Source organism: Pseudoalteromonas sp. SWYJ118, from assembly GCF_015864505.1.
Lineage (GTDB): Bacteria > Pseudomonadota > Gammaproteobacteria > Enterobacterales > Alteromonadaceae > Pseudoalteromonas > Pseudoalteromonas arctica.
The window spans coordinates 138,195-158,909 of the sequence record NZ_JADYXC010000008.1 but is presented as its reverse complement, the minus strand read 5'-3'; the positions used below and the strand labels follow the sequence as shown (position 1 = coordinate 158,909).

The 20,715-nt window shown below is 40.0% G+C and carries 19 protein-coding genes; 13 read left to right on the top strand and 6 right to left on the bottom strand.

From position 1 onward, the window contains the following. The 3 genes from I6F48_RS10250 to bioB are packed head-to-tail and all read right to left on the bottom strand — an operon-like array spanning position 1 to position 3,066. Positions 1–867 (bottom strand): methyltransferase domain-containing protein, encoded by an 867-nt coding sequence (locus I6F48_RS10250; RefSeq protein WP_197119340.1) that lies wholly within the window; start codon positions 865–867, stop codon positions 1–3. Further along, a complete protein-coding gene (locus I6F48_RS10245) occupies positions 864–2,015 on the bottom strand; it encodes an aminotransferase class I/II-fold pyridoxal phosphate-dependent enzyme (protein ID WP_197119339.1) in 1,152 nt (383 codons plus the stop codon). The genes I6F48_RS10250 and I6F48_RS10245 overlap by 4 nt, the downstream gene beginning before the upstream one ends. 10 nt (positions 2,016–2,025) lie before the next feature. Next, positions 2,026–3,066, bottom strand: coding sequence for a biotin synthase BioB (gene bioB / locus I6F48_RS10240; protein ID WP_197119338.1), 1,041 nt, complete (start codon positions 3,064–3,066; stop codon positions 2,026–2,028). Positions 3,067–3,159: 93 nt separating this feature from the next. On the opposite strand from bioB, the gene bioA reads away from it, so the two are divergent. The 8 genes from bioA to I6F48_RS10200 all read left to right on the top strand — a co-directional run bounded on the left by bioA (position 3,160) and on the right by I6F48_RS10200 (position 12,093). Continuing rightward, positions 3,160–4,461, top strand: a complete 1,302-nt coding sequence (gene bioA / locus I6F48_RS10235; protein WP_197119337.1) for an adenosylmethionine--8-amino-7-oxononanoate transaminase — start codon at positions 3,160–3,162, stop codon at positions 4,459–4,461. A gap of 171 nt (positions 4,462–4,632) precedes the next feature. Beyond that, positions 4,633–5,445, top strand: coding sequence for a hypothetical protein (locus tag I6F48_RS10230; RefSeq protein WP_007586790.1), 813 nt, complete (start codon positions 4,633–4,635; stop codon positions 5,443–5,445). After that, on the top strand, positions 5,446–6,486 hold the full coding sequence (locus tag I6F48_RS10225; RefSeq protein WP_165740747.1) for an extracellular solute-binding protein: 1,041 nt from the start codon (positions 5,446–5,448) through the stop codon (positions 6,484–6,486). Next, positions 6,486–7,985 carry an ABC transporter permease gene (locus I6F48_RS10220; RefSeq protein WP_165740748.1) on the top strand — a complete coding sequence of 500 codons (1,500 nt, stop codon included), beginning with the start codon at positions 6,486–6,488 and terminating at the stop codon, positions 7,983–7,985. The genes I6F48_RS10225 and I6F48_RS10220 overlap by 1 nt, the downstream gene beginning before the upstream one ends. Before the next feature lie 14 nt (positions 7,986–7,999). Beyond that, positions 8,000–9,016 carry an ABC transporter ATP-binding protein gene (locus I6F48_RS10215; RefSeq protein WP_197119336.1) on the top strand — a complete coding sequence of 339 codons (1,017 nt, stop codon included), beginning with the start codon at positions 8,000–8,002 and terminating at the stop codon, positions 9,014–9,016. Between the two features lie 441 nt (positions 9,017–9,457). Next, entirely contained in the window at positions 9,458–10,648 is a 1,191-nt protein-coding gene (locus tag I6F48_RS21500; RefSeq protein WP_010552739.1) for a sensor histidine kinase, read from the top strand. Next, complete coding sequence (locus I6F48_RS10205) at positions 10,623–10,988, top strand: response regulator (RefSeq protein ID WP_010552738.1); 366 nt, start codon at positions 10,623–10,625, stop codon at positions 10,986–10,988. Before I6F48_RS21500 ends, I6F48_RS10205 begins: the two co-directional genes overlap by 26 nt. A gap of 40 nt (positions 10,989–11,028) precedes the next feature. Continuing rightward, positions 11,029–12,093: an HD domain-containing phosphohydrolase gene (locus tag I6F48_RS10200; RefSeq protein WP_165728680.1), complete on the top strand. Its 1,065-nt coding sequence runs from the start codon at positions 11,029–11,031 to the stop codon at positions 12,091–12,093. 218 nt (positions 12,094–12,311) lie between these two features. On the opposite strand, the gene I6F48_RS10195 is transcribed toward I6F48_RS10200, so the two are convergent. Next, positions 12,312–12,746 carry an AAA family ATPase gene (locus tag I6F48_RS10195; RefSeq protein ID WP_166419606.1) on the bottom strand — a complete coding sequence of 145 codons (435 nt, stop codon included), beginning with the start codon at positions 12,744–12,746 and terminating at the stop codon, positions 12,312–12,314. A gap of 297 nt (positions 12,747–13,043) precedes the next feature. On the opposite strand from I6F48_RS10195, the gene asnS reads away from it, so the two are divergent. Further along, positions 13,044–14,441, top strand: coding sequence for an asparagine--tRNA ligase (asnS, locus tag I6F48_RS10190; RefSeq protein ID WP_024612616.1), 1,398 nt, complete (start codon positions 13,044–13,046; stop codon positions 14,439–14,441). A gap of 140 nt (positions 14,442–14,581) precedes the next feature. Here the strand turns inward: asnS and I6F48_RS10185 are convergent, their stop codons facing one another. After that, on the bottom strand, positions 14,582–15,508 hold the full coding sequence (locus tag I6F48_RS10185; RefSeq protein WP_024589219.1) for an electron transfer flavoprotein subunit alpha/FixB family protein: 927 nt from the start codon (positions 15,506–15,508) through the stop codon (positions 14,582–14,584). Further along, on the bottom strand, positions 15,509–16,258 hold the full coding sequence (locus tag I6F48_RS10180; protein ID WP_165728683.1) for an electron transfer flavoprotein subunit beta/FixA family protein: 750 nt from the start codon (positions 16,256–16,258) through the stop codon (positions 15,509–15,511). 221 nt (positions 16,259–16,479) lie between these two features. Here I6F48_RS10180 and I6F48_RS10175 point away from each other — a divergent pair, with 221 nt between their 5' ends. From I6F48_RS10175 to tsaA, 4 genes are all read left to right on the top strand, one after another. Continuing rightward, positions 16,480–18,126, top strand: a complete 1,647-nt coding sequence (locus tag I6F48_RS10175) for an electron transfer flavoprotein-ubiquinone oxidoreductase (RefSeq protein WP_165741278.1) — start codon at positions 16,480–16,482, stop codon at positions 18,124–18,126. A gap of 132 nt (positions 18,127–18,258) precedes the next feature. Continuing rightward, a complete protein-coding gene (locus I6F48_RS10170; RefSeq protein ID WP_007586808.1) occupies positions 18,259–18,723 on the top strand; it encodes an acyl-CoA thioesterase in 465 nt (154 codons plus the stop codon). 259 nt (positions 18,724–18,982) lie between these two features. Continuing rightward, the gene (locus tag I6F48_RS10165; protein ID WP_007586810.1) at positions 18,983–19,552 is read left to right on the top strand and encodes an outer membrane beta-barrel protein; all 570 of its coding nucleotides are present in this window, start codon (positions 18,983–18,985) and stop codon (positions 19,550–19,552) included. Between the two features lie 413 nt (positions 19,553–19,965). Continuing rightward, on the top strand, positions 19,966–20,670 hold the full coding sequence (gene tsaA, locus I6F48_RS10160; protein WP_165741930.1) for a tRNA (N6-threonylcarbamoyladenosine(37)-N6)-methyltransferase TrmO: 705 nt from the start codon (positions 19,966–19,968) through the stop codon (positions 20,668–20,670). Positions 20,671–20,715: the final 45 nt, after the last annotated feature.

Genomic DNA, 20,715 nt, shown 5'->3' with positions numbered 1-20,715 from the left:
TTAATCGCTTTTTTGTAATGATAACAGCACCACATGATAAGACACACATGCTTTGTTATTTATAAGCGGATACGAACTGCATACTTTTTGTAGCGCCGATTTAGTAAGTAACCCTTGACGTGTATTGGTATGATTTTGCGTAGTTGCACCTATCGCTTTAATTGAGGCAATAGCTTTTAAAGGTGTTGTGTATTCATCGGTGTAAATACGTTTTTGAGCGCTGTTAATAGTAAACCCTGCTTTTTGGACTGATTGGTTTATATGCAACTCACTATTAAAGGTATTTATGTGGCTGTTAGAATCAAGCGCTGCAAAGGCTGTTTTTATTTCGTTAAGTGAGCCCTCTACCACAGCGCTTATGTACGCCTGCCCGCCTGGTTTTAATATGCTGTAAAGTGATTGCATTAAAGCCGAAAAATTAGCAGACCACTGCACTGCAAAATTACTGTAAATTACATCAACACTGTTTGCTTGTAGCGGTAAGTTATCCATATCGGCGCATATTTTTGGTGCGGTTAAATCACTACTTTGCAGCATATTTAAGCTCAAATCCATTGCCACAACGCTTTCAAATACGCTTTGTAAGGTATGTGTATTAACAAGTGGGCCTGCGCCTAAATCAACACAAAGCTTATTTTTATTAATGCCTGGTTTTATGAGTGAAAATAGATCGCTCGCAGCATGTTTTTGTACATTTGCATGGGTGTTATAACTCGCCGCCGCCTTTGAAAATTTACTTTGTGTGGACTTTTTAAGCTCCTTATTTAGCTCCTTGTTTAACTCTATATCCAATTCGCTACTTACTAGGCACGGTTTTACAAGTTGTGTTTGCACTAGGTCTGTTTTTAATACTGGCTGAGCAGTCATGCTATTGCACCTACTAAATGCTTAACTAGGTGCGTTATGTCTTGCTCGGTATGTGCGGCGGTTAAAGTAACGCGCAAACGTGAGGTGTTATGTGCAACCGTGGGCGGTCTAATTGCAGTAAGCCAAATACCCTGTTGTTTAAGTTTATCTGCCGCTTGCAATGTTTGCTCAGCGCAGCCTAATACAATGGGCTGTATGGCGGTGTTTGATTCAATTACAGCAATCTTATGGGTTTTAGCGAGTTGCTTAAATAACGCAATATTAGCATTAAGCTTATCGCGTTTATCATCAGCTATTTTTATGCTTTTAATACGCGCTAGTGTGTGGCTTACCATAAGCGGTGACATGGCGGTTGAATACGTGTAATCGCGATTAAACTGCAGCATGTAATCAATAAACTGTTTACTGCCTAATACACACGCACCACTACTAGCCGCTGCTTTACCAAAGGTAATGACTAATATATCTGGAAGCGTTTGAGTAATAAATGCTTCGCAACTGCCCAAACCTGTTTTACCTAATGCGCCAAAGCCGTGTGCGTCGTCAATCATTAGCCATGCGTTGTGCTGTTTTGCAAGTGCGAGTAATTCTTTAAGAGGCGCGGTATCGCCATCCATCGAAAACACGCCTTCGCTTATAATTAGCTTGTTTTGCGCTTTTGATTTTTCGAGCCGTGAGCGTAAATGGTTCATGTCGTTATGATTAAAACGGACTAAAGCCGCGTTACAATGCAGAGCACCGTCAATCAGGCTTGCATGATTTAACTTATCTTGAAAAATAGCGCTGTTTTGTGCAGCGGCTTTATCTTGAAACAACGCCTTAATTACGCTGCTATTAGCGCTAAACCCTGAGTTAAATAGCATCCCTGCGCCATAACCAAATTGCTCGCATAAGTATTGTTCAAGCGCTTTTTGCTGCGCCTGATAACCTGTCACTAATGCGGAGCTGTGGCTGCCTAATGCTTGGGAGTCATCAAGATTAACAGCCACATCTCCAAAGCCTAAGTAATCGTTACTGGCAAAATTAAGATAGGTTTTATTATTAACCGTTATGGTACGCGCTGTTGCATGTTGCACTACGTGGCGCTTACGAAGTAACGCATCTTGCTGGCGAGCTTGCAGATGCGTATTTATAAAATCAAAAGGCATAGATAAAAGCCTACGCTTCGTAAAACAATTCAGACGTTGCTTTGTCGGCTACTTGCGATGAAAGCGAGGCTTCAACTGCTTCGTCTGAATAGTCGTGACGCTTTTCTGGGTTCATACCTAATTTTTTAATTAGGTTCATATCGGCATCAGCGTCTGGGTTTTCGGTGGTAAGAAGTTTGTCGCCATAAAATATTGAGTTAGCGCCTGCAAAAAAGCACATTGACTGCATTTGCTCGTTCATGGCGTTACGCCCTGCCGATAAACGCACATAACTGTGTGGCATCATAATGCGCGCTGTTGCAATGGTACGTACAAATTCAAAGTGATCTAAATCGTCTGCGTTTTCAAGCGGTGTGCCTTTAACTTTAACGAGCATATTAATAGGCACGCTTTCTGGCTGTTGTGGTAAATTAGCTAGTTGCATAAGTAGTCCAAAGCGGTCGCTTGCTTGCTCGCCCATGCCGACTATTCCGCCTGAGCATACTTTCATACCGGCATCGCGTACGTGGTCAATGGTATTTAATCTATCTTGAAAAGTACGGGTTGATATAATTTGCTCGTAATACTCAGGCGATGTATCGAGGTTATGGTTATAGTAATCAAGCCCAGCGTCTCGAAGTTCATGAGCTTTTTCGTTAGTGAGTTTACCCAGCGTCATGCAGGTTTCTAACCCTAGCTCTTTTACTTCTTTAACCATTTGCGAAATGTATGGCATGTCTCTGTCTTTTGGATCTGACCATGCAGCGCCCATACAAAAACGGGTCGCGCCTTTTTGTTTTGCAAGGCGCGCTTGCTCTACTACTTTTTCTACTTCTATTAAGCGTTCGCGTTCTAAATCTGTTCGGTAATGCCCCGACTGCGGGCAGTACTTACAATCTTCTGGGCAAGCGCCTGTTTTAATTGATAACAACGTAGAAATTTGCACTTCATTTGGGTTGAAGTTAGCACGGTGAACCGATGCGGCTTTAAAAAGTAAATCGTTAAATGGCATTTCAAATAATGCTTTAACTTCAGCGTGGGTCCAATTGTGACGAACAGGTGCAAGTTCCATAATACTCTCTTATTTTTTCTCAACGGTGATATTGGCTTAGTCTACGAGTTGAAGTAACATTGTCAACGAAGCCCACCAAGTTAAAGTTTACATATGATTAAAAAGAATGCGATTGACCTTGATTTTGATCGTGAGCACATTTGGCATCCATATACATCTATGACTAAGCCAATTCCGGTATATCCCGTTACACATGCAAATCACAACATTATTCACCTTGAAACTGGCGAGCAATTAATCGATGGCATGGCCTCGTGGTGGAGCGCAATACATGGCTATAACCACCCTGTTATAAATAACGCCATGATTGAGCAAATTAATAATATGAGCCACATTATGTTTGGCGGTATTACACATAACAGCGCGGTAGAGCTTTGCAAAAAAATAGTAAATATAACGCCGCCGAGTTTAACTAAAGTGTTTTTAGCCGACAGCGGATCGGTAAGTGTTGAAGTAGCAATAAAAATGGCGCTGCAGTATTGGTTAAGCCAAGGCATTACAACAAAACAAAAATTAATGACGCCTTACAAGGGCTACCATGGCGACACCTTTGCAGCCATGAGCGTATGCGACCCCGTTAACTCAATGCATAGTTTATATTCAGGCTTTTTACCTGAACACGTTTTTGTACCTGCACCGGTTAGTCAATTTGGGGGCGAGTTTAACCAAGCTGAAGCCCTAGCGCTTGAAGAATACTTTCAAGCCCACCATAGCCAAGTAGCTGCATTTATAATTGAACCTATTGTGCAAAACGCGGGTGGAATGAACTTTTATCACCCCGATTACCTTGCCTGCGCACGCAAGCTTTGTACGCAATATAATGTGCTGCTCATTTGCGACGAAATTGCCACAGGCTTTGGCAGAACAGGTAAATTATTTGCCGTAGAACATGCCAATATTGAACCCGATATAATGTGTATTGGCAAAGCCCTCACAGGCGGATCAATGACGCTATCGGCCACTATAACAAGTGATAAAATAGCCATTGGCATAAGCGAAGGTGAAGCAGGTGTTTTAATGCACGGCCCTACGTTTATGGGCAACCCGCTTGCCTGTGCTGCGGCCTGCGCAAGTATTGATTTATTACTTGAGCAAAACTGGCAACAACGAATAAAGCAAATAAATACCCAACTACAACAACTTAATAAATGCAGTGAACTAGATGCGGTTGCCAATGTACGTACCTTAGGTGCTATTGGTGTTGTTGAGCTAAACGAGGCTGCTGGCAATGTTGATGTTGCTAAAATTCAGGCTTATTTTGTAGAGCAAGGCGTATGGATACGTCCATTCGGTAAACTAATTTACCTTATGCCACCGTATATAAGTGACGACACCAGTATAAAAACACTGTGTGATGCCATTTACAATGCCATTAAAGGCAAGCATTACGCTTAATAGCCGGTCTCAATAACTAATCCTAATACAGGTTATAGGGCTATTTTCTGTAACCTACCGCTACATTTAGTGTTTTTATCTATTAAGCGAGTTTGTGGTTATTGATCTCGTTAACTATTAGCTATATGATAATGTCTATCATTTACAATTACCTTTTTGGACTTCTTTGCTATGAAATTACTATTTAAACCAGCCAAAACTTTAGGTGCAAGCCTTTTACTAGCCTCGGCGTTTATGGCTCAACCAGTATTAGCTAACGGCCCTATTGGCGAGCATGTTAATCATCTTCAAGCTAACCTTAAAAGTTACGCAGAAGAAGTAGAATGGATGGTAGGCAAAGTTGATACCATGGTAAGCGACTACGACACTAAAGGCGCTAAAGCTGTAAAAACTGATGATTTAATTGAATATTGGGAATCAGTTAAGTTTCACAGCGCAATAGAAACTAACTTCGTACCGGTATACGCTTCTATTTGGCAGGGTCTTTATGGCGTAAAAATGGCCATTGATAATAAACAGCCTGCTGAGGAAGTTCGTAAACAACAAAAAGCGATGAACATAGCCTTGTGGCAAGGCCTTGGGGCTGTTAAGCTTGCTGCAAAATTCCAGCAAAAAGGCTTGTTAGACACTGTAAAAGCTACCGCTACAAAAGAAATGACACAAAGTGCCACAATTGATGAAATTAAGCACAAATTAGACCGTGTAGTAGCTAAATTTGCTGAGCGTTTACAAGACGAAGCAACTGAAATTGTTCACGATACTTATCTACACCTGTTTGAAGGCGTTGAAGGTACACTTATTGAGCAAGACGCTAACCTAGTTGAAGTGCTGGAAAAAGACTTTAACGTAACACTGCCACTAGCAATTAAAAACAGCAAAAGCGTAGATGAAGTACGCGATGTGATCAGTGATATGCAAACAAAATTAGACCGCGCTAAGGTTTTAATAGAAAAAGCCGAAAAAGCCCGTAAGGATGTATTTTAAGTGAAGCGTAGGACCTTTATTCAAGGCCTAGCTGCGTTAGGGGTGGTTGGCTCATTGCCACTGCCTCTTTCTCGTGCGCTAGCCGCTGATATAGCAAACCCAGTTTCTGTTGATGATTTACCAAAGCTTAAAGGCGAGTTAACTCTTTATTTAGGCCGAGGCGAAGGTGGTTTGTATGAAAACGTATTGCAAGCAATCCAGAAAAAAAATCCAGACTTTAAACTCGGTATACGCCGAGGTCCTACTGCTGCTTTAGCAAATACGATTGTTGCAGAAGCTAAAGCCGGCGTTCGCCGCGCTGATTTATTTTGGGCGGTTGATTCAGGCGCGATTGGTTTAGTAACCGATGCAGGCCTTGCACAACCTATCCCAAGTGATTTATCTGCTCAGTTACAACCACAATTTAGATATAAAGAGTGGGCTCCAGTAACTGGCCGTATTCGTACATTGCCATATAACACATCGCGTTTGACCAAAGATAAAATTCCAACAAGTATTATGGAAATTGCCGACAGCGATTTAAGTATTGGTTGGGCGCCCGCCTACGCTTCTTTTCAATCATTTGTAACCGCAATGCGAATTTTAGAAGGCGACGACAAAACCGCTAAGTGGCTTAAAAAGATTAAAAAACGCGCTAAAACATACGCTGGAGAATTAGGTGTTGTTATGGGCGTTGAGCGCGGTGAAGTTGATATTGGTTTTGCTAATCACTATTACACATTGCGTTTAAAATCAGGCAAGCCTAATGCTAAGCTTGATTTAGCATTTACACAAAATGATGCGGGCTGTTTAGTTAATGCATCGGGTGTATTAGCGCTTAACGACGACCCGCTTGCTACTAACTTTATGCGTTACTTACTAAGTAAAGAAGTACAAGGTTACTTAGCCAGTGAAGCGTACGAAATTCCGTTAGTAAATGGTATTACCCAACCTGAGGGTTTACCATCACTTGCTAATATTTCTCCACCTAAAGTAGATTTAACACAGCTTGCTGATTTACGCCCTACTATAGATTTGATGCGTAGCAGCGGCGTATTGTAATGAGAATACCTGCCTCTTATCCAATGGCGCTGCTTGCAGCGCTTGTTGCGCTTACCCCTGTTTATGTATTAATAGTGCTTGCAAGCGATGCAAGTTCCGTTTTTGATAGTCATAATTTAAAAATTTTAGGTAATACCTTAGCCCTAATGGGGTTAACGGTTTTAGGCTCCATTTTAATTGGTGTGCCACTGGCCTTTATTAGTGCGTATGTGCATTTACCATTTAAAAAACTATGGCTGGTATTTTTTGCAGCGCCTTTAGCTGTTCCCAGTTATATAGGTGCGTTTACCTTGTACGCGGCCTTTGGTCCGGGCGGCGAAATAAACACGTTAACCGGTATAGAAACCCCTTCTATGTATGGTTTAACGGGCGCCGCCATTGTAATGACCTTATACACATTTCCATTTGTAATGATGACCACTCGCTCGTCCTTACTAAGCCTTGATGCAAGTATGGTTAACGCCGCGCGTACACTGGGTATGTCGATGACACAAAGCATATTTAAAGTCATATTACCGCGTGTAGTAAACGGCATAGCCGCAGGCTCATTGCTGGTAGCGCTTTATACGTTGTCAGACTTTGGTACACCCGCAATGATGCGTTTAGATACATTTACCCGTGTTATATACGTTGAATACAACGCCTTTGCGTTGGGCCGTGCAGCCATGCTTTCGCTTCAACTGATGGTTATTGTTGGCTTTTTACTTTTAGTTGAATCACAAATAAAAACAGCCCCTGAGCGCCAAGGTCGCCCGTTAATTTTATTCCCAAGCAAACTACAGTTAAGTGCAATATTTATTACGTTTGCACCTGTTTTACTGCTCGCTATTGGCTTGCCTTTGGCTATATTTTCGCTTTGGTTAGCTCGTGATGGTTTTAGCTCATTTGATTTTAATATTGCGTGGAACTCTACGTATGCGTCGGGTATTGCGGCAATTGTAGCCGTTATCGTTGCGATCCCCGTTGCACATGCCGCACTGAGTGGAAAAGCGGGTCGTATAATGGAGCGTGTTACTTACTTTGGTTTTGGTATTCCGGGTATAGTAATGGGCACAGCGCTTGTTTACGGTGGATTGCAGTTGCCGTTTTTATACCAAACACTAGGACTGCTTATTATTGCTTATATGCTGCGGTTTTTACCACTTGCTGTAGGCTCTGTTAGAACAAGCACCGAACACTTAGATCCAAGCTTAGTAAAGTCTGCGCGCGTATTAGGGGCAAGCCCACGTGAAGTATTTACTCGTATAACACTGCCTTTAACTATGCGCGGTATTATCGCCGGTGCAGCACTGGTATTTTTAGAGTCAATGCGCGAACTCGAAGCCACGCTACTACTTGGCCCAACAGGGTTTGAAACCCTCTCTACATATTTATGGCGTGTATACGAAGCGGGCTATTTTGGTCGCGCTGCTATTCCTGGATTATTGTTAGTAGTGATATCTGCCTGCGGGTTAGCTATTATGATGTCTGGCGAAAAACGCAACCAGTTTGAACATTAAGGATTTAAGAAACAATGCTATCTGTAAGTCAGTTGTCTATAGATTATGGCAGTAACCGCGTAGTAAGCGATTTAAACTTATCGCTGGGTGAAAACGAAATCCTTATGCTTGTAGGGCCAACAGGTTGTGGTAAAAGTACAATTTTACAAGCCCTTGCTGGCCTTATACCTATTAGCGAAGGCGAAATAAACACAGGTAAATGGCGCGCTACACCCAAATTAACACTACCTCCTGAAAAACGCAGTGTAGGTATGGTTTTTCAAGATTTTGCGTTATTTCCGCACTTAACCGTACAGCAAAACATTTGCTTTAGATTAAAAGATACAGCCCCTGCTGAGTATTGGATAAACCTACTTGGACTGAGCGATTTTAGAGATAAAAAACCAGCAACGCTTTCTGGCGGACAAAAGCAACGTGTTGCACTTGCGCGAACCCTTGCCCACCAACCTGATTTTGTATTGCTTGATGAGCCGCTTTCAAACTTAGATGCCGCCCTTAAAGACATGCTTCGTTGGGATATTAGAAACGCACTTAAAGCAGCTGGCGTACCTGCGATTTGGGTAACACACGACCAAGAAGAAGCACTCTCAGTTGGCGATCGTGTTGGTATACTTAAAGGCGGCAAAATTCAGCAAATCGATACACCCGAGCGCTGCTTTAGTACCCCAAATAATCGCTTTGTGGCACGCTTTTTAGGTGAAGCCAGCTTTATTAGCGGCCAATTTAGCCAAGGACAAGCCACTACCTCAATTGGTAATGCTCCCGCTCATGGCGTTGACTGTGAAAGTGGCGACGTTGATGTACTACTTCGACCAGATGATGTGTTACTTGTACAAAGCAGTGTTGGCAATAACGGCGAAGTAATTTGGGTACGTTTTGAAGGTGGCAGCCGCTTGTGCGCTGTAAAACTTGCGTGCTCTACGGTTGTAACTAGCCGAGTAAGCCATGAAGTTGTGGTAAACCCTGGCGACGAAGTGCATGTATCACTAAGTACCTCGCACCCATTAGCGGTTTATAAATCTATAGACTGATTAAAATATTGATGTAGGCATTAATTTAAACATTAATACCTACATCAATACTTACTATTTAGACCCAAAATTCAGTTTAAATACGTTCCCCGTTAAAACCCTATCTCGCTTAAAACTAATACTTTTTACCTTTAAAAAACTCACTATAGTCAATAAACAACAATAATATGCAGGTTAAATTATGAACCTCTTGCTATTAATCAGCTGTTGCTGTTTACTGAACAAAGATTAATGTTAAATAGTTCCTCTCAGATATCACTTATCAGGTTACGCCTTTTATATTAGTTAAAACCACACACAAACATTGAAACACATTATTAAGCATTGCTTTTAGCTAACGAATTATAAAAATAAAGCTATATTCAAGTATTGCTGAACCTTAATTATCCTTTAAACGTTTATAAAATTGTTCAGCCCTTAATGGTACAAAGGAACTAGATAGTGAATAAAATAAGTACCAAGAAAGAACTCTTAGAATACTCCGAAAGTATTGTAAACACGGTTCGAGAACCACTGATTGTTTTAGACCAACATTTAAGAGTAGTTACAGCAAGCCGCTCATTTTATGAGTTTTTTCGCGCTAATCATAAAGACACAGTCGGGAAACTAATATACAACCTTGGTAATAATCAATGGAACATTCCCAAGCTTCGTGAATTATTAGAAACCATATTGCCTCAAAAAACGAGCTTTGATGATTATAAAGTTGAGCACAATTTTAAAACAATTGGTTGGCGTACAATGCTGCTCAACGCAAGGCAAATTAAACGTACTCAGTCAAAAGATCGTATTATTTTATTGTCTATCGAGGACATTACTGAACGTAACGCAATTCAAGAAGGACTCGTAAAAGCGAATAAAGAGCTAGAAGTGCTAACGAGTGACTTGGAAAGTGCTGCTCGAGTTAAATCAGAGTTTTTAGCAAATATGTCGCATGAACTGAGAACCCCACTTAATTCTATAAATGGTTTTTCTGAGGTGCTCTACGATGAAACATTTGGCACTTTAAATGACAAACAAAAACAGTATGTTAAAAATGTATTGGTGAGCGGCAAACATTTACTGTTACTTATTAATGAAATACTGGATATGGCAAAGATTGAAGCAGGCAAAATGAGTCTCACCATCTCTCATTTGCCGATACGCCAAGTATTGCACGAAATTACAGGGCTTACAGCAGATACAGCTAACCAGAAAAAATTAAATATGTGTCTTGATATTGCTGATGACTTGCCACCAATTGAAGCTGACTCCCTTAAGGTTAAACAGATACTTTATAATTTGCTTTCAAATGCAGTGAAGTTTACACCCGATGAGGGTCAAATTGGCGTTAAAACACGACATACTGATACAGAAATAGAAATAATAATTTGGGATACGGGTATAGGTATTGCTGCTGAAAATATGGAAAAAATATTTGAAGGTTTTTTCCGTATAGAAACCCCCTATTCTAGATTAACAGAAGGTACAGGACTTGGGCTGCCAATCGCAAAAAGTCTAGTAAAGTTGCATGGAGGCGAGTTTGTTATTGAATCTGAAGGTGTTAATAAAGGCACATCGGTTCGTATAACTTTGCCAATTAAACAAAAGTCTGTGGTAAAGCATAATGAAAACCAAAATAGTTATAGTTGATGATAATGCGAATAACCTATTGCTAGAGGAAGATCTTTTACTCATGGCAAATTTTGAAGTATTCACTGCTATGAATGCAAGAGATGCGCTTTTAACAATAAAGCGTGAAACTCCAAAAATTATTATATTAGATGTCCAACTCCCAGATATGTCTGGAACAGAAGTTGCAAAAATTTTGCGTGATGAAAAAGAAACGGCAGATATTCCTATTGTTTTTGTTACCGCTTCTGTTTTACCCGCAGATATAGACCAATTACTGTGTATACCTAACAGTGCGTATATTTCTAAACCTATAGATACACGCACGTTTGCTCAACAAATAAGTTTATATATAAAGTAATGACTACAATTATTTAAACCTTGATACACAGGAACAGTTAATGAAAGATAGCCCTTTAATTTTGGTTGTAGATGACAACCTTCAAAATATTGAACTCATGCAAGCTTATCTTGAACCCAAGGGATATAAAACAGTAACAGCGACTGGCGGGCAACAAGCATTAGATATCTTAGCACAACAACCTGTAGACCTTATTTTACTTGATATAATGATGCCCGGTATGAACGGTTTTGAAGTAACACGCCGTGTTAGAGAAGACGCCCTATTAAAGCTATTACCTATCGTCCTTATTACTGCTTTAAGAGAGACAAAAGAGCGAGTTAAAGGGATTGATGCTGGTTGCGATGATTTTATTACAAAGCCTGTAGATAAAAACGAGCTATTATCGCGCGTTAAGTCCCTTCTTAAGATTAAAGACTATAACGATTTAAGAACAAATTATCAGAAACAATTAGAAGCTGAAGTTGCTCAAAGAACTGAATCATTAAAGCAAGCAATGCTAAGCATTAAAGCCGCATCACTAGAAACAATTAATAGACTAACCAAAGCTGCTGAATACAAAGATGAAGAAACGGGTGCGCACATTCAACGCATGAGTTTGTATTCTGAGGCCGTTGCACGCAGTGTAGGGTTAGATGAGGGAACAGTTGAAAATATTTTATTTTCAGCGTCGATGCACGATCTCGGAAAGATTTCTACACCTGACCATATTTTGCTAAAAGCAGGACAATTAGATGCTGCAGAATGGGAAATAATGAAACAGCACACCGTTGTAGGCGCTAGCATACTTTCGGGTTCTGATTCTGAGGTTATTAAACTCGGTGAAATTATTGCACGCTCACATCATGAAAAGTGGGACGGCTCTGGTTATCCTGATGGCTTAAAAGGTAGTGAAATTCCAATTGCAGCACGCGTAGTTGCTATTGCTGATGTATTTGATGCTCTCTCGTCAAAGCGTCCTTATAAAAAATCATTCTCACAAGAAAAAACATTTGCCATTATTAAAGAAGGTAGTGGGAAGCACTTTGACCCCGCAGTAGTGGATGCTTTTTTTGCAGTTCAAGAAGAAATTTTAGCAATTAAACAAAAGTATGCTGAAAAGTAACACGTCCATAATTAATTAGAGAAAACCCAATGAACGGACCAAACCCCAATAATCCTTCACCAATGGAAGGTTTTCCTCAAGTAGGTTTTTATATTTGACGATAAAACAATAAATACGCTGCTAGATATATCTTGGTGAGATTGGAGCAATGATAAAATCACTGCTCATTTAAATACTATAACTCAAAATAATTTAGACGTGCTGTCTAAAATTCAGCACTACCACTCAAACATGTAGGCCATTTTACTTATTGTTTTAAGCGGGACATTATGCGAGTTACGTTTAGCATATAAGTGCTGCATTGATTTGTCTTTCACTTCACCCACTATCACTTCTTTTACTTGATAGCCTAAAGCAATAGCGGCTTGCGAGTACGCTATAAATTCCCACTTTTTAATATTGGTATTATCTACAATTACCAATGGCATATTTTGAGCAAGTGCATTTATAAAACGCGCTAAGTTTAAATTATGAAATTGCGACAATTTAAATTTATCGAAATGATATTCGCCCTGCTCGTTAATAAAGTAATCATCAGTTGAGCAGATTAGGTATTGGCTTTCGTCAACTCCACCTAATTCGTCAGCAAGGCTTTGCGCATAATAAGACTTACCACTTCCTGGTAGTCCTCGTAAAATAAAAACTTGTTTCATAGCATCGATTTTTTAAGTGTGAATAAATATTAATTTAATTTGTGTGTTAATAATGCCACAAAATCATTAAATTTAAGAGTAACAAATAACAATAGTGGCAATTAAACGCTAAAAACTGTTTAAAAATAAACCGCATGCATAAAAACTTTTAAAGAGTTGCCCACAATAGTTTTTTTATTCAACTTTACTAGGTAAGATACAGGGTTCAAGTGCAGCGCCGTTTATGTGCAATTTATGCCACAGTGCTGCGCACAGTTAAAATAAAATAGTTAGGCAACTTATATCATTGGAGTGAAGATGAGCCATTTAGCGATTTCAGAGCTATTAAAAGGCAATGTTGCGGTAGACAGCCAAGTAACAATTAAGGGCTGGATCCGTACTCGCCGCGATTCAAAAGCAGGAATTTCATTTTTAGCCGTTCATGACGGTTCGTGTTTTGATCCTATTCAAGCGGTAGTTCCTAATTCACTGAATAATTATGATGAAGTTACTAGCTTAACAGCCGGTTGTTCTGTGTCGGTTACTGGTGTTTTAGTGCAATCTGCTGGCCAAGGTCAGTCTTTCGAAATTCAAGCTAATACTGTGACTGTATTAGGTTGGGTAGAAAACCCAGATTCTTACCCAATGTCGGCAAAGCGCCATAGCATTGAGTACTTACGTGAGCACGCTCACCTTCGCCCTCGTACAAATATGATTGGCGCGGTAACACGTGTACGTAACTGTTTAGCACAAGCTATTCACCGTTTTTATCACGAGCAAGGCTTTTACTGGATCAGCACGCCAATCATTACGGCAAGTGACTGTGAAGGCGCTGGCGAAATGTTCCGTGTATCAACGCTTGATATGCAAAACTTACCGCTTACAGACAAAGGCGAAGTTGATTACAGCGAAGATTTCTTCGGTAAAGAAGCATTCCTTACTGTATCGGGTCAGTTAAATGGCGAAACTTACGCGTCTGCAATGTCAAAAATTTACACGTTTGGTCCTACGTTCCGTGCAGAGAACTCAAATACATCTCGCCACCTTGCAGAATTTTGGATGGTAGAGCCTGAAGTAGCTTTTGCTGATTTAGAAGATATCGCAAAACTTGCTGAAAACATGCTTAAGTATGTATTTAAAGCTGTACTTGAAGAGCGCCGTGATGACATGGAATTTTTTGCGCAACGTGTAGAAAAAACTGCAATTACGCGTTTGGAAGAATTTGTAGAAAAAGACTTCGCGCAGGTAAATTACACTGAAGCAGTAGAGATCCTTAAAAACTGTGGTAAAAAGTTTGAGTACGCTGTTGAATGGGGTGTAGATTTACAGTCTGAGCACGAGCGTTACTTAGCTGAAGAGCACTTTAAAGCACCGGTAGTTATTAAAAACTACCCACGTGACATTAAAGCATTCTACATGCGCCAAAACGAAGACGGTAAGACCGTTGCCGCAATGGACATTGTAGCACCAGGTATTGGTGAGATCATTGGTGGTTCACAACGTGAAGAACGCCTTGATGTACTTGATGCACGCTTAGAAGAAATGGGCTTAAACAAAGAAGATTACAGCTGGTACCGCGATCTACGTAAATACGGTAGCGTGCCGCACTCAGGCTTTGGTTTAGGCTTTGAACGCTTAGTTGCTTATGTAACAGGTATGGGCAACGTACGTGACGTTATTGCCTTCCCTCGTACTAAAGGCAGCGCAACTTACTAATACTAAGTTAGCCGTTTATAAATACTAAAAACCAGCCAATTGGCTGGTTTTTTTGTGTCTTTGATTTACCGAATAAAAAAGCCGCAGCACTCAAAGAGCACCACGGCTTTCAACCAGAATAAATTTTGCTTAATTAAGCGCTATAAAGCACTTTCGAGCTGTGGCAGTACTTCAAATAAGTCAGCCACTAACCCGTAATCTGCAACTTGAAAAATAGGTGCGTCAGGGTCTTTATTAATCGCGACAATTACTTTTGAGTCTTTCATACCGGCTAAATGCTGAATAGCACCGCTAATCCCTACTGCAATGTATAAATTAGGCGCTACAATTTTACCTGTTTGCCCTACTTGCATATCGTTAGGTACAAAGCCTGCGTCAACTGCTGCGCGCGACGCACCAATGGCTGCTCCCAATTTGTCGGCAATACCATTAAGTAGTGCAAAGTTTTCACCGTTTTGCATACCGCGACCACCCGATATAACCACAGTGGCAGCCGTAAGTTCAGGTCGTTCAGACTCTGTTTGTTCAACACTTACAAAGCTACTTAATTGCGAATCAGACACTGTATCAATGCTTGTTATAGCAGCAGCTGATTGCTCACCTTGTAAATCAAAGCTACTGGCACGTACGGTAATTACTTTTTTACTGTCGAGTGATTTAACCGTGGCGATTGCATTACCTGCATAAATTGGACGTTTAAATGTATCGGCGTCCACTACTGCGATAATTTCAGAAATTTGCGCAACATCTAATAACGCAGCAACACGTGGCATAAAGTTTTTGCCTGTTGTCGTTGCACTTGCAACAATGTGGCTGTAGGTGTCGCTAAGCGATAAAACTAAATCGGTCATGCTCTCAGCTAACTGATGTTCATAAACACTATTATCGGCAACTAAAACATTAGCTACGCCATCAATGCTGGCCACTTGTGAGCTCATTGCGCTTAGGCTGTTCCCTGCAATAAGCACATCAACAGGAAAACCTATTTTTACTGCAGCGTTAATCGTTTTTGAGGTTTCTGGTTTTAAGGCACCGTTGTCGTGCTCTGCAATTACGAGTGTTTTCATTTAAATCACCTTTGCCTCTGTTTTTAATTTTTCTACAAGCTGTGCAACGTCTTCAACAATAATTCCTGCGGTACGTTTAGCTGGCTCTTCTACACTTATTAATTGAATACGCGGTGTTAAATCAACACCAAGCGAATCAGCTGCTATTACTTCAAGCGGCTTACGTTTGGCTTTCATAATATTTGGCAGTGATGCGTAACGAGGCTCGTTTAAGCGTAAATCAGTTGTAACAACCGCCGGTAAATTAAGTGCTACCGTTTGCAGGCCCCCATCAACTTCGCGGGTCACGTTTACTTTGCCATTTTCAATAACAACCTTGGATGCAAATGTACCCTGCCCACGATTAGTAAGCGCAGCAAGCATTTGACCTGTTTGATTATTATCTGAATCGATTGACTGTTTACCTAAAATTATAAGTTCAGGAGACTCTTGCTCAACAATTTTAGCCAAGAGCTTTGCAATATGGAGTGACTCGAGCTTTTCATCGGTTTCGATGTGAATGGCTTTGTCGGCACCCAGTGCTAATGCTGTGCGTAATTGCTCTTGCGATGCTTTAGGACCAATAGTAACAGCAATAACTTCACTGGCTGTACCAGCTTCTTTAAGGCGAATGGCTTCTTCTATGGCAATTTCACAAAACGGATTCATTGCCATTTTTACGTTAGTTAAATCAACGTCGCTGTTATCACTTTTAACGCGTGCTTTTACGTTGTAATCAATCACTCTTTTTATTGGTACGAGAACTTTCATAGGAACTCCATAATTATTTAAACCTACAAGGTAACGTGCACGTCAACTTATTTATTTTATGAAATTAGACTACTTCCTGTTGACGTAAACGTCAACCTAAAATAACCTTTAACTATTCACAGTCTGTAACGTTTAATTTGCAAGGTTAAAAATAGGCTGTACACCTTATTTAAATGCGTAGTAAACATTCGAATAAGTCCGTCATAGATAAAGAGGTTATTATGGTCGAACGTGAAACCATGGAATTTGATGTAGTAATTGTTGGCGCTGGCCCTGCGGGGCTTTCAAGTGCAATTAAACTCGCGCAACTAGCACAAGAAAAACAACAAGAGTGCATGATTTGCGTAGTCGAAAAAGGTTCTGAAGTGGGTGCACATGTACTCTCTGGTGCTGTTTTTGAAACCAAAGCTTTGGATGAACTGCTACCAAATTGGCAGGAGCTTGGCGCACCGGTTACAACCAAAGTAACCAACGATGAAATTTATTGGTTTAATAACGAGCAAAAAGCGACATCAATCCCCCACTTTGCTACGCCAAAAACATTTCATAATGATGGTAACTACATTGTATCTATGGGTAATGTATGTCGATGGCTAGCAGAGCAAGCTGAAAGCTTAGGCGTAGAGATTTTTCCAGGATTTAGTGCTCACTCTTTAATAATTGAAGATAAAGCAGTAAAAGGGATTATTACTGGCGATATGGGTGTCGACAAAGACGGTAATGAAAAAGACGGTTACATGCCAGGTATGGAGCTTCGTGCAAAATACACCATATTTGCAGAAGGCTGCCGAGGTCATTTAGGTAAGCAGCTAATTAATGAGTTTGCACTTGATGCAGATTCATCGCCGCAGCATTACGGTTTAGGCTTTAAAGAAATTTGGCAAATTGATGAAAGTAAGCATGAGCTTGGCAAAGTTGTTCATGGTACAGGTTGGCCACTTAGCGGCGATACTAATGGTGGTGCATTTATGTATCACAGTGAAAACAACCAAGTTGTTGTTGGATTGATTATTGATTTAAATTACTCGAACCCACATTTAAGCCCGTTCGATGAGTTTCAGCGAATGAAGCACCATCCAGTATTTAAAGACGTACTAGAAGGTGGCGAACGTATTGCTTACGGCGCACGTGCTATTGCTAAAGGTGGCTTGCATTCATTACCAAAAATGCATTTTGCGGGTGGCTTAATTGTTGGTTGTGATGCAGGCACACTTAACTTTGCAAAAATCAAAGGTAATCACACTGCAATGAAATCGGGAATGATTGCCGCTGAGGTTATTTTTGAAGCATTGCAAAATGAGTTGGCAAATACCGATTTAACTCATTATCAAACTGCGTTTGAGAAATCGTGGGCATATAAAGAGTTATATCAATCTCGTAACTTTGGCCCTGCAATGCACAAACTCGGTAAGTTTATAGGGGGTGCGTATAACACGCTTGATCAAAACATTTTTAATGGTGGTTTACCCTTTACGTTTAAAGATAATACGCCCGATCATTCAACCCTTGTTGATGCTAACGCCGCTGACAAAATAGCGTACCCAAAGCCAGATGGACACCTTAGCTTTGATAAACTCTCAAGTGTGTTTTTATCAAATACTAACCACGAAGAATCACAGCCTTGTCATTTAAAGCTCAAAGATGCGTCAATTCCTATTAACGTAAACCTAGTTAAATTTGATGAACCCGCACAACGTTATTGCCCAGCAGGCGTTTACGAAGTACAAGAAATAGGAGGCAATAAAGAGTTTGTTATTAACGCCCAAAACTGTGTGCACTGTAAAACCTGCGATATTAAAGACCCAAGCCAAAACATTACTTGGGTAACCCCAGAAGGTGCTGGTGGGCCAAACTACCCTAATATGTAACTAAATTATGCGTTATATACACATATAATCACTTTTTTTACATATAAATTATAAACATATCCTAAATTGCAGGGGCTTCGGCCCCTTTTTTACGTTATGCTAATAGTAGTTTTAATAATAAGAGTGTTATCTATGCCGTCGTCAAAAGTTGTTTTTCGTTTTTTAGCAGAGCCTACCGATGTTAATTTTGGTGGTAAAGTTCATGGTGGGGCCGTCATGAAATGGATTGACCAAGCAGGCTATGCATGTGCTGCGGGTTGGAGTGGTCACTACTGCGTAACGGTTTCAGTTGCGGGTGTTAAATTTAGACGCCCAATTCTAGTAGGTCAAATAGTCGAAGTAGAAGCTAAAATTGCCCATACGGGTAGAAGTAGTATGCAAATATTTATACAAGTGCGTTGTGGCGATCCTAAAACACAAAATATGGTTGAAACAAATCATTGTGTTATCAGCTTTATTGCTATGGATGAAACGGGCTACCCAATAGAAGTGCCTTCGTTTAAAGCTGTAACAGAAGAAGATATTAAATTAGAAAATTACGCTATAAAAATGAAAGAAATAGCAATTGAAACAGAAAACTTGCTTCATACAGTGTAATTACTAGTTTAAATAAAGTCAGGCTATGTAAAAAACTCATTATACTTTGTAAAAGATACAACTTATTTTAGAGTACTCAATTACACAAAAGTTCACTTTGATTATAAAACACGCTAAACACCGTAAAAACCAATACAAAAGAATTAATTAAGGCGTGTTTTTAATTCATTTTAATATTGGCACGCTCGCTGCAAGTAGATAATTGAAGTTTGATTAATGAAATCAAGCATTTGATTATTTTTTGTAAAGGAGCTATTCAATGATTAAAACACTTTCTCTTTCAGCTATTGCACTAGCAACACTGGGTTTTAACTCTGCAGCACACGCTGACATTTCTGATTTCGATTCTCCACGTATTTATACTGGTATCGGTTACGGTCAATATTCTTTTGAATTTGAAGACAGTGACAACGACACTGACTTTGACGACGATGCACAAATGCTTAAGGGTTACGTTGGTGCACAATTTAACGAGTACTTAAGCTTAGAGCTTGCTTATCAAAACTTTGATGAAGTAAGTGATATAGACAGCAAAGCTGAAATTGATGGCGTATCGCTTGCCGCACGTTTGGGCTACCCTATAACAGAAAGCTTTTCTGTGTATGCAAAAGGCGGTTGGCTTGAATGGGATGCAGATTACACACAAGATTTACCAGTAGGTGGCGTATCAGCGTCTACAGATGGTGGTGATGCATTTTACGGCGCTGGTATTGAATACGCGCTTACAACAAATGTACAGTTTCGTTTAGAGTACGAACGCTATAAACTTGATGACGATATTGACCCAGATATGGATGTAGCGTCTGTATCAGTTCAATACATGTTTTAATTAGTCTTTAGCATGTATAAAAGGTAAGCCCAAGGGCTTACCTTTTTTGTTTTAGGCTCTTTTTAAATATATTAATATAAACCAATCAGTCTAATAAAAAACTTTAAACCGTTTGCTCTATAATGCCAAGTGCATTAAATAGGTGTTCTATTATAGCACTAAGAAAATAGCGCAATAACAAGGCAAAATTATAATATATAGTTGTTATCACTAATTGCTCCCTGCATTGTTCTACCTCCTGCATCCATACAGTCAACTAAGAATAATTTTTAACAAAGTAAGTGCGCTATTTAATGCAGTAGAATAATCATATTTTTAATAAAATTGGTATACGCAATAAACTTGCTTACATTAATGCCATAAATGCTAAATGCGGGTAGAATAGCGCTCTATTTTATTTGTACCCGAGTACTATGAGCGATTACACCATTTCGGCTATTGGCCACATTCAATCTCCTTATAAACAAAAGTTTGCTATACCTAGGCAACCACGTTTAGTGCCACAAGCTAAAGCAAAGCTTATATTTGCCCCCGATTTTAATCGCGAAGAGTTTGTACGTGGTTTAGATGAATTTACTCATATTTGGTTGTTATTTCGTTTTCATGGAACAGCTGATAAAGGTTATTCTGCTATGGTGCGCCCGCCTCGTTTGGGTGGCAATGAGCGAAAAGGTGTATTTGCGACCCGTGCTACATTCAGACCAAACGCAATTGGAATGAGCGCCGTAAAACTTGAAGGTATTGAATATAAAAACGGACAACTTAGCTTATTACTCGCTGGCATTGATTTACTTGATGGCACACCGATTATTGACATAAAACCGTATTTGCCGTATTCAGACTCTATGCCGGATGCAAGTGCTGGCTTTGCTGACACGCGCCCTGAAACACAAATGACGGTTGAATTTAGCCCTCAGGCAATTGAGTTTGTTAATGCCCAAACACAATACCCAGACTTACATGATTTTATAGCCAATGTTTTAAAACAAGATCCTCGCCCTGCTTATAAAAAACAAAAAGAAGAAATGCAAAGCTACGGGATGACTCTCTATGACTTTAATATTCGCTGGCAGGTTAATGATGCACATAACTTAGTAACAAGCATAGAAAAAAACTAAATAACTCACTTAGCGCTTTAGTGTAAAAGCATCCGCTGGTAAACT